This window comes from Ancylobacter sp. GW821-FHT10E12, assembly GCF_058809335.1.
This window is the reverse complement of record NZ_JBXASN010000004.1, coordinates 282,872-297,349: the sequence shown is the minus strand read 5'-3', so window position 1 is coordinate 297,349 and position 14,478 is coordinate 282,872. Positions and strand designations below refer to the sequence as shown.

The 14,478-nt window shown below is 63.9% G+C and carries 11 protein-coding genes; 8 read left to right on the top strand and 3 right to left on the bottom strand.

The genetic code is table 11. From position 1 onward, the window contains the following. The first annotated feature begins 98 nt into the window (after nucleotides 1-98). A complete protein-coding gene (locus AC1RU4_RS07595) occupies nucleotides 99-923 on the top strand; it encodes a cell envelope integrity EipB family protein (protein WP_492890447.1) in 825 nt (274 codons plus the stop codon). Here AC1RU4_RS07595 and AC1RU4_RS07590 read toward each other — a convergent pair. Both AC1RU4_RS07590 and AC1RU4_RS07585 read right to left on the bottom strand, forming a co-directional pair. Next, nucleotides 880-2,211: a DNA polymerase IV gene (locus tag AC1RU4_RS07590; RefSeq protein WP_492890446.1), complete on the bottom strand. Its 1,332-nt coding sequence runs from the start codon at nucleotides 2,209-2,211 to the stop codon at nucleotides 880-882. The two genes, AC1RU4_RS07595 and AC1RU4_RS07590, sit on opposite strands and share 44 nt — an antisense overlap. Nucleotides 2,212-2,229: 18 nt before the next feature. Further along, nucleotides 2,230-2,529: a DUF3572 domain-containing protein gene (locus tag AC1RU4_RS07585; RefSeq protein ID WP_492890445.1), complete on the bottom strand. Its 300-nt coding sequence runs from the start codon at nucleotides 2,527-2,529 to the stop codon at nucleotides 2,230-2,232. Between the two features lie 106 nt (nucleotides 2,530-2,635). Here AC1RU4_RS07585 and AC1RU4_RS07580 point away from each other — a divergent pair, with 106 nt between their 5' ends. From AC1RU4_RS07580 to AC1RU4_RS07550, 7 genes are all read left to right on the top strand, one after another. Beyond that, nucleotides 2,636-3,007 carry a response regulator gene (locus tag AC1RU4_RS07580; protein ID WP_492890444.1) on the top strand — a complete coding sequence of 124 codons (372 nt, stop codon included), beginning with the start codon at nucleotides 2,636-2,638 and terminating at the stop codon, nucleotides 3,005-3,007. 481 nt (nucleotides 3,008-3,488) lie between these two features. After that, nucleotides 3,489-6,254, top strand: coding sequence for a xanthine dehydrogenase family protein molybdopterin-binding subunit (locus tag AC1RU4_RS07575; protein WP_492890443.1), 2,766 nt, complete (start codon nucleotides 3,489-3,491; stop codon nucleotides 6,252-6,254). Next, a complete protein-coding gene (locus AC1RU4_RS07570; protein WP_492890442.1) occupies nucleotides 6,251-6,766 on the top strand; it encodes a (2Fe-2S)-binding protein in 516 nt (171 codons plus the stop codon). Before AC1RU4_RS07575 ends, AC1RU4_RS07570 begins: the two co-directional genes overlap by 4 nt. Nucleotides 6,767-6,805: 39 nt before the next feature. Further along, nucleotides 6,806-7,426, top strand: coding sequence for an Isoquinoline 1-oxidoreductase subunit (locus AC1RU4_RS07565; RefSeq protein ID WP_492890441.1), 621 nt, complete (start codon nucleotides 6,806-6,808; stop codon nucleotides 7,424-7,426). A gap of 697 nt (nucleotides 7,427-8,123) precedes the next feature. After that, nucleotides 8,124-8,825 carry a class I SAM-dependent methyltransferase gene (locus AC1RU4_RS07560; RefSeq protein WP_492890440.1) on the top strand — a complete coding sequence of 234 codons (702 nt, stop codon included), beginning with the start codon at nucleotides 8,124-8,126 and terminating at the stop codon, nucleotides 8,823-8,825. A 31-nt stretch (nucleotides 8,826-8,856) separates the two neighbouring features. Beyond that, nucleotides 8,857-12,060: a glycosyltransferase gene (locus AC1RU4_RS07555; protein ID WP_492890439.1), complete on the top strand. Its 3,204-nt coding sequence runs from the start codon at nucleotides 8,857-8,859 to the stop codon at nucleotides 12,058-12,060. Continuing rightward, entirely contained in the window at nucleotides 12,057-12,794 is a 738-nt protein-coding gene (locus AC1RU4_RS07550) for a DUF6270 domain-containing protein (RefSeq protein WP_492890438.1), read from the top strand. The genes AC1RU4_RS07555 and AC1RU4_RS07550 overlap by 4 nt, the downstream gene beginning before the upstream one ends. Nucleotides 12,795-13,201: 407 nt before the next feature. Here the strand turns inward: AC1RU4_RS07550 and AC1RU4_RS07545 are convergent, their stop codons facing one another. After that, nucleotides 13,202-14,224, bottom strand: coding sequence for an alginate lyase family protein (locus tag AC1RU4_RS07545; protein ID WP_492890437.1), 1,023 nt, complete (start codon nucleotides 14,222-14,224; stop codon nucleotides 13,202-13,204). Nucleotides 14,225-14,478: the final 254 nt, after the last annotated feature.

Sequence of the window (14,478 nt, the reverse complement as noted above, 5' to 3'; positions counted from 1 at the left end):
AATTTCGCCCATGTTGTCGCCTTCGTTTGGGTAGCGATGTTTGGCCTATCGATCCGATGCGCGCAAGCCGCGCGCCATCCCGGAAGGAAATCGACTTGATGTCTTTCGCTGCGAAACTCTGGATCACTGCGCTCGCCGGCGCCTCCCTGCCGGCTCTCGCTCTGCCGGCCTCGGCGACGATCCGGCTGGAGCCGCACCGGGCGACCTACGAATTGTCGCTCGACAGCGGCAAGCCGGCCAAGAACGTCAACGCGGCCCAGGGCAAGATCGTCTATGAGCTGCGCGGCAATGCCTGCGATGGCTACTCGGTGCAGCTGCGCCAGAGCACCGATCTCGAAACCGAGAGCGGCCGGATGAGCAGCGCCATCACCACGGCGACCTGGGAGGACGGCGACGGCAACGCCTATCGCTTCCGCGTGCTCAATACCGTCAACAATGACAGCCCGGACGAGGCCGATGGCGTCGCCGAGCGCAAGGACGGCAAGCTGATCGTCAAGGCGACCAAGCCGGAGAGTGAGACCATCGAGATCACCAAAGGCGTCCTGCTGCCGACCCAGCACATGATCCGCATCCTGGCCGCCGCCGAACAGGGCGATTCGGTCATGGAGGCGCCCGTCTATGACGGCTCGCCGGACGCCCGCAAGATCTACGACACCCTCTCGGTGATCGGACGCCCGCTCACCGGCGGGCCGGGGCTGGAGAAGTCCGCGACCGACGGCGATCTCGCCGGGCGCACCCGCTATCCCGTGGTGATCAGCTATTACGAGCGCGGCTCGGACGAGCAGACGCCGGACTACACGATCAGCTTCGATCTGTTCGACAACGGTGTCAGCCGGGCGCTGAAGCTGGACTATGGCGAGTTCGCGCTCCGCGGCACGCTCATTTCCTACGAGGCTCTGCCTCAGGAGACCTGCTCGAAATAGGCTTGTCGCCGGCGCGGCCGGGCCTGCCGGCATCGAGCAGGATGCCGCGCTCGATAATGCCGCGGCCGAAGCGGGCGCGCAGGTGGTCGGCGGCGATCTCGGCCTTGCCGGCCTTGGTGCTCTGCGTGTCGACCAGATCGGCCGGGTCGGCGAGGGTGGGGTCGGCGAGGTCCGACACGCCGATGCCGATCAGCCGGAATCGCCGCCCGTCCGCCTCGTGCTGCAATAGATCGCGGCCATGCTCGAACAGCCGGTTGGCGAGGCGGGTCGGGTCGTCGAGCGAGCGGGCACGGGTGATCAGCCGGAAATCGGCGGTTTTCAGCTTCAGCGTGACGGTGCGGCCGGCATGGCCGCCCTGCTTCAACCGGTCGGAGAGCTTGCGGCAGAGGGCATAGAGCGCCTGTTCCAGCTCGCGGAAATCGGAAATGTCGGTGTCGAAGGTGGTTTCCGTCGACACGCTCTTGGTCTCGCGCTCGGGATTGACACTGCGCGTGTCGCGACCGAAGGCGAGGCGGGCGAGCCGCAGCCCCTCATTGCCGAAGCGGCGGGCGAGGGTGTTCTCGCCGGCGGCCTGGAGGTCGCCGATGGTGCGATAGCCCTCCCGCCCGAGGCGCTCCTGCGTCGCCTTGCCGACGCCCCAGATGGTGCCGACCGGGCGCGGGGCGAGGAAGCCGGCCGCCTCCTGCTCGCCGACGACCGCGAAGCCGCGCGGCTTGTCGAGGTCCGAGGCGATCTTGGCGAGGAACTTGTTGGGTGCGAGACCGACCGACAGGGTGATGCCGATCTCGGCTTCGACATCGCGGGCGAGGCGGGCGAGGCAGCGTGCCGGGCTTTCGCCATGCAGGCGCTCGGTACCCGCGAGGTCGAGGAAGGCCTCGTCGATGGACAGGGGTTCGACCAGCGGGGTGAGGGCCAGCATGCGGGCGCGCACCTCGCGGCCGACCGTGACATATTTCGCCATGTCCGGCTTCACCACCACCGCCTCGGGGCAGAGCTGCAGCGCCTTGAACATCGGCATGGCCGACCGCACGCCCTTCACGCGGGCGAGATAGCAGGCGGTGGAAACGACGCCGCGCTTGCCGCCGCCGACGATCACCGGAACGTCGCGCAGAGCCGGGTTGTCGCGCTTCTCCACCGCCGCATAGAAGGCGTCGCAATCGATATGGCCGATATGCAGGCTGTCGAGCTCGGGGTGCCGGACGACGCGCGGGCTGCCGCATTGCGTGCAGCGCCCGCCCGAGCCGACGTCGGAGAGGCAATCGCGGCAGAAGGCGGGAAACGCCGTCATCTCCCCTCCGCCGCGGCCTCAGCTCTCGTCGCTAGCATGGGCGAGGATCTCGCGCGCGGCCACCACATGGCCGGGATCGATCTTCGCCTGCGCGGCATAGTCGAGCAGCATGTCCTGGTGGTTGATGAGATGGTCGAGCAGCGCCACATGAAAGGCCGGAGCGCCGGCGATGGCGCGCAGGTCGGTCGGTGCCAGCCCGCTTTCGGCGAGGAAGGGACCCATCCGTTCCGGGTCGGTCGCCATGAAGCCGAGAACGCCGATGGCGACCTCGCGCGCGGCCTGCCGGGTCGAGAAGGGTCTGGATTTATGACTTCGCATTTGTGGTTCCGTAAGGAATGGTGGCTAGGGTGCAGGACGGCTGGAAGGTCCTGCCGTCGGGCATGCACGCCGCCGAACCAGCCAAGAATCGCACATTGAGCGTCACATGCCCAAGACTGTTTTGATCGTGGAAGACAACGAGCTCAACATGAAGCTCTTTCGCGATCTGCTGGAAGCGCACGGCTATGCGACGCTCGGCACCCGCCATGGCGTCGAGGCGATGGAACTCGCCCGCCGTCACAGGCCCGACCTCATCCTGATGGATATCCAGCTGCCGGAAGTGTCCGGCCTGCAGGTCACCGCCTGGCTCAAGGCCGACCCGGACCTCAAGGCCATCCCGGTGATCGCCGTCACCGCCTTCGCCATGAAGGGCGACGAGGAACGGATTCGCGAGGGCGGCTGCGAAGCCTATCTCTCCAAGCCGATTTCGGTGGCGAAGTTCCTCGAGACGGTGCGCCAGTTCGTGCCGCTGGCTTGATTGGCACGCGCCGTCCTCAACCATAGCCGGCGCCCGCCCGCCATTTCCTGGCCATCCTGCTCTGCCGTCGCATGAAGCGGGGCGGGACGAGCACGCGTCGGCCGCGAGGCGATCGCGCCAGACGGCTCATGGCTTCGTTCAGTCTCTGAGGCGGGGATTCCTGGCTCCAGGGTATTTAGATGACAGGCATCAAAGCTGAAATAAATTCAAAACGAATCATTGATAAGGCTAGCCTCCACACGAGAACTCCTCTAAGCTTAAAGGGCTAAGCTCTCTTGAATGCCAGCGCGCGTTAACAACAAGCTGCAACAGGGTTCTCGGCGGGGATGACAAGTATATTCGCATATGCAGCATGACATGGTGGCGTGGCATTCATGGCCGCGCCTGCCGATGTTCGCTGTCAGATGCCGGCTGCAGCGTGGCGGGATGCCCAAGCGAAAGCTCTGCGTGCTTCCGACGACATCGTGAAGAAAGTTGATCCATGTTGCCGTCGCGGCGGGAATTCATGAAATGGAGCGCGGCCGGCGGCATCGCGCTCAGTATGTCCCGTTTTGCCGGCGCCGAGACGCTGGGCTTTCTCGATCGGGAGACATTGCCGGGCAAGGGCGTGGCGCGCCCGGCGATCGGGCGCGTCGACGGCGTCGCCAAGGTCACCGGCGCCAAGCTCTACGCCTCGGATTTCCGTGCCGCGGATATGCCGGGCTGGCCGGCCGCTACCTCCCATGCGCTATTGGTGCGCGCGGCGGATGCCAGCCACATCTACGAGGGGCTCGACCTCGATCGTCTCGCCAGGATCGCCAAGCCTTCCGTCGTCGTCACCGCCGAGGACGTCGCGCGCATCCGCGTGCGGGTGCCCGAGTTCTATACCGGCGACCTGTTCTGTCCGGTCGGCAGGACGCCGCTCTATCTCGGCCAGCCGGTCGCGCTGCTGATCTTCGAGGCGTTCGACGCCTATGACCGCGTCCGCGTCGCCTTGCGCGAGGGGCAGTACCTGAAATTCGGCGCGCAGACGGGGCCGATCGTGGGGCCGAATTACGGTGCCTTCCGCTTCACCCGCGTCGCCGGGCCGAACCCGGAAGCGCCGGACCTCTATTCGCCGATCCAGGAGGGCTGGATCAGCCCCGGCTTCGTCGAGAGTTCCGGCCGGCCGATCTGGACGGTGGTGCAGGACGCCAAGGGCCCCGACTATGTCAAGGGCGCCACCTATGGCGCGGCGATCCGCGACGAGATGGCCAAGCCCGCCGCCGGCACGCTGGTGCTCGACCGTTCGTTCGAGACCCAGTCCATCGATCCAATGTTCCTCGAACCGGAAGCCGGGCTGGCCTTCTATGAGCCGGGGGCGAAGAAGCTCGAGATCGTGCTCGGCGTGCAGTCGCCCTTCGAGGCGGCAAGCGCCATCGCCTTCATGCTCGGCGAGGCGATTCCAGACTTCAAGCCGGCGAGCATCGACGGCCAGTTCTGCTATGTCGGCGGCGGCTTCGGCGGGCGCGACCACACGCCGTTCCCGCTTTATGTCACGCTGGCGGCGATGTTCTTCCCCGGTCGCCCGGTGCGGTTGGCGCATGACCGCCTCCAGCAGTTCCAGGGCGGCGTCAAGCGCCACGCCTTCAAGATGCGCACGCAGATGGCGGTCGACCGCGCGAGCGGCAAGATCGCCGCCTTCGCCGCCGACCATGTGCTCGATGGCGGCGGGCTGATGAACTATTCGGTCAGCGTCGCGGTGGTCGCGGCGACCGGCGCCATCGGCATGTACGCCGTGCCGAAGGTCGACGTGACGACGGTCGCAGAACATACGCGCGGCGTCACCGCCGGGTCGATGCGCGGCTACGGCACGGTGCAGTGCCTGACGGCGCTGGAGACGCTGGTCGACGAGGTGTGCACGGCGCTGCCGCTCGACCCGATCGAGTTCCGCCGCCGCAATGCGCTCAAGGTCGGCGAGCGGACCCTGACCGGCAATCCCTATTCGGTGTCGGTGCGGGCGCCGGAGATCCTCGACAAGCTCGACCGACACCCGATCTGGCGCGACCGCAAGGCCGAGAAGACGAAGGCGCCGACCGGCGTCCTGGTCGGCACCGGCGTCGCCTGCGCCGCCAAGGACTACGGCACCGGCGCCGACTGCTCGCTGGGCACTGTCGAGATCGATGCCGAGGGCCGCATCTCCATCCATGGCGACGCGGTCGAGATGGGCAACGGCATCGGCACCGCGCTCGCCAACCGCGTTGCCGGCCATATCGGCGGCATCGCCGATCAGGTCACGGTGGCGCAGATCGATGTGTTCGACGCGCTCGGCCTCGTCAAATCCGGCGATCCCTATTCGATCACCCAGGCCGAGCAGGACAAGGCGGCGGCCAATCCGCGCTGGGTGCCGGAAATCTCCACGGCCACCAGCGCGTCGATTGGTGCCCATATCGGCACGCACGCCGCGTCCGAGGCGGCGCGCGTGGTGTTCCGCTTCGGCCTGTGGCCGGCGGCGCTGGCGCTCTGGGGCATCCCGGCGACCGACCCGCGCATCAACCAGTGGGACGAGGCGTTCTGGCAGGGCGAGACGCTGATCTTCTCCGGCCTGTCGCCGCTGCCGCTCAAGGCGATCGCGGCCAAGGCGCACGAGCAGGGCGGCGTCACCGGCGCCATGACGCATGCCTTCTCGCGCTGGGCGTGGTCGGAGGCGACCTTTGCGCTGCCAGGCGGCGACTGGTCCGCCGATATCGACGCGCTGGCGGTGCGCCGCGGGGCGGGCGGCTTCGAGGTGCTCGACCGCAAGGCGGTAGCCTTCCCGCCAACCGACTACAACCGGATCGGCACCTCTTTCGCCTCCATGTGCGGCACCACGGTGCGTGTCGAGATCGAGCGTGCCACCGGCGGGCTGCGCATCGCCAAGGCCTATAGCGTGGTCGAGTGCGGGCAGGCGCTGGTGCCGCAGGTCGTGGTCGGCCAGGCGCAGGGCGGCTTCGCCATGGGCGTCGGCCAGGCGCTGCTGGAAGACCTGCCGCCCTTCGAGGACGGGCCGGGCAATGGCAGTTGGAATCTCGGGCGCTATGTGGTGGCGCGCGGCTCCGACCTGCCGCTGCACGATCTCGAGATCGAGGTGCTGCCGCCGCTCTCGCCGCGCGAGCCGCCCAAGGGCATGGCCGAGGTGGTGATGATCCCGGTGATCCCAGCGCTGCTCAATGCCATTTTCGACGCCACCGGGCACCGTTTCCAGTCGCTGCCGGTCACCGCCGCGATGATCAAGGGAGTTCTCGCGTGACCACGCTCGCGCTCACGATCAATGGTCGCGCCTATGGACCCATGGAGGTGCGCGACGACCTCTCCATGAACGATTTCCTGCGCGAAGTGCTGGGCATGACCGGTACCAAGTTCGGCTGCGGCGCCGCGCAATGCCTCAGCTGCGCGATCATCGTCGATGCCGAGGACGGCACCAGCGCCACCCGTCCGACCTGCATCGCCCCTGCGGTGGATTTCAACGGCGCCAGGCTGCGCACGGTGGAGGGGCACGCCGCCGGCGGCGCGCTGACCGCGCTGCAGACGAGCTTCATCGAGCACTTCGCCTTCCAGTGCGGCTATTGCACGCCGGGCTTCCTCAATGAAGGGCAGGTGCTGCTGGAGCGTTTGGCGAAGGAGAAGATCGCCCGCGCCGAAGTCGAGCGCACCGTTGCCGAGGCGCTGGACGGCCATCTGTGCCGCTGCTCCGGCTATGTGAAATACCACGAGGCGGTGCGCGCGGTCATTCTGGCCGACCCCTCCCGCTATCTCGTCTAGGGGGCGGCGAGAATGCTGCGCCAGATAAGGATGCCGTCTATGTCCGGCGAATGGCGGCTTCCCGCCTTGATGGCGGTGGCGGTGCTGGCGAGCGCGCTGGCGACCGGTTTCGCCGGTCGCACCATTGCGGCAAGCGGCGCCGATACGCTGGCCGCGCCGGCCGACTTCGCGCATATCGCCGATCCGGCCAAGCGCTCGGCCGCCTATTTCACCGAGCTCGGCAAGGTGCTGACCAATCCGCGCTGCACCAATTGCCATCCGGCGACCGATCGTCCGCGCCAGGGCGACGAGGCGCGGCTGCACCAGCCGCCGGTCTATCGCGGCATCGACGGGCTCGGGCTGCCGGCAATGCGTTGCTCCAGCTGCCATCGCGCGGCGAATTTCGATCCCGCCCGCATGCCCGGCCATGAACCCTGGCATCTCGCCCCCGCCGAAATGGCGTGGGAGGGCAAGACGGTTTCGCAGATCTGCGAGCAGATCAAGGATCCGAAGCGCAATGGCGGGCGCTCGGTCGCCGACCTCATCGAGCATATCGGCAAGGATACGCTGGTGGGCTGGGCCTGGCATCCCGGACCGGGCCGCACTCCGGTGCCGGGCACGCAGGAGCAGGCCGGCGCGCTGGTGGAAGCCTGGGCGACATCCGGGGCGGCGTGCCCCTAGCGCCCCGGCGCGACCTGGACTCGCTCACCCATGGCAGCCCTGCGCACGCCCGGCACCGGACATCGAGCTGGGTCGGGGGCCTTGCGGGAACCTGTTACGGGTTTGCGGCTACACTCCGGCAACCGGAACGGCCGTCCTCGGCTCGACGGCGGGGGAAAAGAGGTTTGGACGATCTGACTTTCGTCACGGGCTCGTGGCGGTGTGGCATGTCCACGAGCAATGAGGAAATTGCCTATTGGCTCATCACCCCGACTGATATACCAATAGTCACCGAAATTATGCGGTATTGCTGTTCGCCATAAAATTCATGTGAATATATGGCTGGTGGTGAGTGACGGTCGATCTGGACCGGTATCGGTTGACACATTGCTGCAGCAGAAGGCAGCGAAAATATCATAAGGCCCATCGCTTTCGGCACGAGGGTTGCATGGGCGATCAGTCGGATGAGGGGCGTGGCTTGCAGCGCGTCGGATTGATATTAGAAAGGTTGCAATCTGAATTGAGAGCAAAGATCGGTCGTAAGTGTGGGCATGCTTGGAGAATGCTGGCACTGTAGTGCAATCTTTCAGTGTGTCAGCTTCTTGTTCGCGCGAGTGTCGAAGCTAGCCGGTTTTATTACATCTTGCCAATGCGGTCGGAGCCGGGTTAAGCTTCTTGGCGGTTCTTTTGATGGGGCATTTATTTGAGTGGGGATACAATGTCGATCGCTTTCTCTTGTCCGATTTGTGGAGGGGAAAATTTTGCTGATTTCCGCGGCAGGCACTTGGAGGAATGTAAGAAGTGCAAGTCGAAGGCTAGAGAGCGTGCCGAGATTCTCGCGCTGAAATGCCTTGGGTATTTCGAGAGCAAGAAGAATAAGATTCTTCATATCATGCCCGACCGGTCGGCGGCGCGCATTCTCAGCAAGACGTTTGGCAAGGGATACAGTGCCAAGACGATCAATGGCACCGCGGTTGACTTCGTGGACTGCGAATCGCACGAGAGTGTCGAGTCGCTTATCGAGTCGGCTACCGCCAAGTATGACGTCATCCTCCACAACAACGTGCTGGAATTGGTGACGGCGCGTCCGTTCGAGGTCGTGTCGAAGCTTGACGGTCTCCTCAATCCCGGTGGCGTTCATCTGTTCACCGTTACCATTCGCGGTCTTCGTACCGACGAAGGTGGCGATCTGATGCTGGACGAGGCGGAGCGGGCCAGCCGGTTTGGTCGCGCCGACCGTTATCGCCTTTTCGGTTCTGCGGACTTCCCGCGTGCGCTCGCCACCGTTCGGCAGCAGACCAATCCGCGCTTCAATTTCGGCGCGCGGTTCTCCGATTCGGATCTCGATCGCTGGCGTATTCCTCCGACCGAGTTCCGTGACATCAACAGCAATACCGTGTTTAGCTACGTCGCACCGTGAAAGGCTGACACTACGTCCGAGAAGGTCGCGCATGAGTACTATTCTGGCCGAAACCGCACTTGAGGGTGTGATGGTCTCCGGGCCGCGTGCCTTTATGGGAGGCGGCTGGTCGATCGTGGTACGGCAAGGCGCTACCAAGGCGGCCTACTCGTTCGTGTCCATGCCGCTCTTGAGTGAGGGCGGCGGCGTTGTTGTGCCGGCGCTTCGCGTATTGGGTATCCAGGACAACGGGTTTCTCCGCGTGGAAGCGGAGATTCCTGTTGATCGCGAGGATACTCGATACGCGATTTCCGTTGCGTTTGTTCTCGGTTCGGATGCAGGGGAGGCCGGTGGGGTCGTCGATACGATCGAGATCGTACGGCGCCAGAACGGCGGGAAGCTGCTGGCGACTGTGGTGGTCGTCGCAAACAATGTGGCGATCCCGTCGCACGCGGTCGGTTGCGAGTTCGTTCTCCGGCCGGAAGACCAGGAAGTCCTTCGGGAGACCTATGAGGATATCCTGGCCATGCAGGCCACGGGCGTGGTCAGGGATACTCTCCATATCGATTTTGTCATTCGCTCGCGGCGTGTCGGCCTTCGCCTGGGGTTGCCGACGCTGGTCAAGGAAGGCGATCATCGCAGCGGTGTTCGCCATGATGGCGTGCGCATCGGCGCGATAGCGGCGCTGCGCGAAGAGGGGGCTCCTCCGCCCGCCGCACCTATTCCGTTGGCAGGCTCGCCTTTGGCGTCGGATGCGGCGGCGACAGCGATGGTGATTCCGCTCTTCGCCGAGGCCAAGCCGTTTGTCCCGCCGTCGGCGACGCCCGCCGCGCCGGCGATCGCATCCAAGGATTTGAAGGCGATCGAGGCCGATATCGGGCATCTTGAGCGCGCCTTGTGGGGCGGCTATTCGCAGGTCTCCCAGGAGGCCCTGCTCCGCATCGTCAAGTCGCGCCTGTCGCACCCCGAAGCCCGGGTGCGAGCGGCATGGGAGCTTTCGCGCTGGTTTTCGGTCAAGGGCGATTTTCGTCAGGTCGTGGAGCTGCTTGGCGAAATCCGTAATCTTTCCAAGCCGTTCGCGCGCCGGAAGACCTTTCGCCTCGTCGAAATCAACGCCCTGCTGCAGATCAACGATATCGAGACGGCGGGCAAGCGGGTGGAGGATGCGCTCAAGGGGCGCCCGGACGACAATGACTATCTGTTGATGGGCACCAATATCGCCTACCGGAAGGGCATCGACGACCCCTCGCTGGTCAAGGAGATGAGCGCGCAGCGGCTCGCCGCCTTCAACACGATGTTTAAGCGCGATGGTCTCGTCCCGATCTCTCTCGATCTGGAGGTGGAGGATCTGTCGATCAACAGCCTCCATTGCGACGCTTCCGACCGCTACATCACCGACGGTCCGAAGATCAGCGTGCTGATGGCCGCCTATGGTGCGGAGGAGCATCTGCACCTGGCGGTGAATTCGATCCTCGGCCAGACATGGCGCAACCTCGAGCTGGTGATCGTCGAGGATCGCAGTCCCGACGGAACCTGGGAGAAGATGCAGCAGTTCGCTGCGATGGACGATCGCGTGCGGATCTTCCGCAACGACGAGAACCAGGGCGCCTACATCACCCGAAACAGCGCGTTGTCGAAGGCGACCGGCGAATTCATCACGGTCCACGACAGCGATGACTGGTCCCATCCCGAGATGCTCGCGGCGCAGATGAAGCCGTTCCTCGAGCGGGATCCGGAGGATGTGAAGGCCACCTTCTCCATGATGTGCCGCGTGACGCCGGATCTGCGCTTCGGCATCCGTCCGAGCCGGCGCAACCTTGAAACCGTGCATCGCAGCTATCCCTCGCTGCTGCTGCGGCGGACCGATCTGGAACAGGTGGGCGTGTGGGACGGCGTGCGTGCCAATGCCGATGCCGAGATGGTGGCGCGCCTGCGCAACAGGTTCGGCGCCGAGCGGCTGGTCGATGCCCTGCCGAACACGCCGATGTCGTTCTTCCTGGTCCGCCCGGAATCGCTCACCGAGCAGGGCGAGACCAGCCTGCTCAGCCTCACCTTCGGCGTGCGCCACGAATATGACCGTCAGGTCCTGTACATGACGAAGAAGTGGGAGGCGGAAGGCGTCATCCCCGGCGTGCGTCTGAGCAAGAAGGAGCCGTTCGCCTCGCCGCAATTGCTGCTGCCCTATCATATGCGGCCGGAGCCCAAATACGACATGATCCTGGTCTCGGATCTGTCATTGCTCGGCGGTACGCGCGGCTGCAACCTCGGCTATATTGACGCGGCGCTGGCGAGTGGCCGACGGGTCGGCCTGTTCCACTGGCCGCGCGGCGACCTGCGGCTGCTGCCCGACATCGATCCCGCCTACCGCGACCGCAACCAGAATCCTCTGGTGGATATCATCACCTGCGAGGAGGAGGTGTCGTGCGACCTTCTCATCGTGCATCACCCGCCAGTCATGAAGTACATGCTGGACCGCTTTCCCAGGATCACCGCAAAGCACGGAGTAATCCTGGTGAACCAGCTGCCTTATCAGGTGCTGGGCGGGCAGAACGTGTTTTATGAACCGCTCATCGTGGAGCGCGATTTCCGTCGCCTGTTCGGCGTGCAGCCGCTCTGGGCGCCGATCTCGACGCTGGTGCGCCGCCATCTCGAGGACCAGGACAGTGGTCTCAAGATGACGGATATGGACTGGCTACCGCCGATCACCATGCCGCTGCGCGATCCGGCGGTGCGGGACGGCGTCGATCGTCCGCCCATCATCGGCCGCCATGCCCGCGACCACTGGACCAAATGGCCGGAGAATCCCGCCAAGCTGTCGGCCGCCTATCTGGCCGATACCGATGTTTCGGTGCGCCTGCTCGGCGGCGCCCATACGCCCAAGCGGCTTCTCGGAGACGTGCCGGCGAATTGGGAGGTGCTGGAGTTCGACGGTATTCCGGTGATCGATTTCATCGATTCCCTCGATTTCCTCATCCATTTTCCGCACACGCAATATATCGAGGAGTTCGGCCGCAACGTTGCAGAGGCCATGGCTCGTGGCATTCCGGCGGTGCTGCCGCCGGTGTTCCGGGAAACCTTCCACGATGCGGCCATCTATTGCGAGGCGGACGAGGCGGAAGAAACGATCCGCCGGATATGGAACGACCCGGAGCAATATGCCCATTTTGCTCGCGCCGGACGTGAGTTCGTCGAACAGAACTGCCATGTCGCTTCGCTCCAGCGCCGCATGTCTGGATTTTTGGGAACTGCATTTTGACAGAAGCGGTCGTATCGGAAGCTGCCGGGATCAAGAGCGTCGCGATTCTGGGATCCTGCGTCAGTCGTGATTTGATTCGCGTCGCTACCGACGATTCCATACCGGTGAAGCCCTATCTCGCGCGCAGCACCATCCTTGCTGCCTTGGCGGAACGTCCGGGTAAGCTGGAGCCGGGAGGGCCCACTTCTCCTTCCTCCGGTTTCGAGCAGCGCAACTTCAATATCGACATCGACAAGTCGATCTTTAAGCGGCTCGAGGCGTCGGAAGCCGATGTCTGCATCATCGATCTGATCGACGAGCGACTTGGCAGTTGGCAGAAGGACAGAAGCGTTCTCGTGGCTTCCAAGGGGTTCGAAGCGGCATTGGGCAAGCTGCGCCCGCCATGGAAATACATGCCGTCGACCGCCACACGGAGCGCGACCCTCGCAAGCGCCTCCATCTGGGCCACGAAGTTGAAGGACGCCGTTGGGGACATGCCGATCGTGATCCACCGCGCCATGTGGGCCAAGGGGGGCGGGGTTACCGAGGACGTGGTTGACGATCACAACGCTTTTCTCGATCAGCTTTACGATGCCATTTGTGCAAAGCTGCCGGGTGAGCTCGTTGTGAGCGCCGACCCCGCTCTGATGATCGCGGCGGAAGAGCATGTCTGGGGGCCGGCGCCCTTCCACTATGTCGATGCCTATTACAAGGACGTTTGGGGTAAGATCTCGTCCTTGTTGCCAGCTCACTGAGCACGGGCAGAGCCTGCCCGGTCCGGTTCGAAAAACTGGCTTCGGCGCCGGTGTTTCCGATTCGGTTTCACGGCAGCGGGCTTGCCGTGTAGCCGAGGTTCTGCAACGCGATCGGGAGGCGCGTCGCCGACGGCCCCCTGTGGATGCTGCGCATTTTAGCCTTCGGGCCAGGAGGCGAAAACCCTGCCTGGTCCCGGTTGCCAGCCCGGAGCGATCGGCCAACGATATCGCGTCCGTTGAACGACACGCGCCGTTTCGAGGGCTATCGTTCGTCAACAGTGTGTCGCCGCCGGTTCGGATCGGTTGGGGAGCGCGATGCCGGCTGGTGGCTTCGCGCTTGACTGCGTTGCAGTGGCCGCCGAGCGACGGGTAGCGGCAGGCACCGTCCGCTGTGCCTGCCCAACGCTCTATTGGCAGTTCAGGGCCGGAACAAGCGTCGCCAATTTACCCCCGCTTCTTCCCATGTTGGGATCGACAAAATCAACGGGCAGTTTTTTCCCATTTGACAAAACATCGAGCCAGGCAGTGTCCTCGACTGGGTCCTGCACAGATCCAGCTCGCTCGGCAAGCCATTGCGGATCCGAGATAATGTGCCGGAGCGCACCCTCTATGTTATCGAGTGTCGCGTGCTCATCGACCATCGGGTCTCCAAAGCAGGAGCGGATGTCGGCATAAATGAAAAGCGGCCTTGCCGCGAAGAAGTGGTAATGGGCCGCTCTTTCGGCGCGCGCCATTTCACGTGGAAGGGTTCCGTCAGGCGCGGTGTTTGCGAGAGAGAGGCGGACCTTCATATTGGCCCAATCCACAAGGCGACGATCGCCAGTCAGATAGCCCGTGGTGCCAACACCGAGTGCGGCCCAGAGGACATGATTATTGAGTTGTCCGTGCCTGTCGTGAAAGATAACGACTTGATTGGCGATCCTCTGAAGCCATTCGAGCTCAGTTGGTGAGAGCGGCGCTCCTGCGCGTTTCAGCTTGAATGCGGAAACGGACAGCCCGGCAAGTGCCCATTGCTGTTCGTAACCCGATCTCATGCTATTGCTTTTTCTTATGAGTCGATTTTCGCGGCCCGCATAAGTGTAGCTTTCTTTCAGGCACGGCAACTCTGAGTTATCTATGGACAATTTTCCAGTAGGATCCACACGAATAGAGTTGTCGGCTTCCCGAATATAGAAGCTCAGGAAACGTCTTATTTGCTTTATTCGTTCTTCGTATATGTCTATGTCTTGTTGAACTACCTTCTCTCCTCGATCCGTTTTGGCCTTCGGACTGTCGAGTGAAATGACGTTCGGGAGCGGTGGTGGGATCGGGCATGCCTGGGCCAATACGCCCGATGTCGATATCGCCATCGCAGATATCAATGTTGCCGCGAAAGTGATGTTTCTGATATATATATGAGGTGGAACTGACAGATTAAAAACCGTTTTCATCCGGAAGAACTCCCTCGATATTATGATCAATCTTGCGGTAAATCTGCGCGGCTGCAATCCTTGTCCCTGGGAATTGGCGCAGCTTGTCGAGCAAAGGCTCCGGGTGTCAAGAGGACCGGGGTCGGGCGGGGGTGGTCGGCGGGGCCGGGCGGGTGCGTGTTCGCTCGGAACATGGCGTCCTCGCAGGTGAATCGCGCGTTGGGTCGCAATGCCGACGGCGCCCAAGCCATTGGCGCTGGTCTCGACTGGCGGCT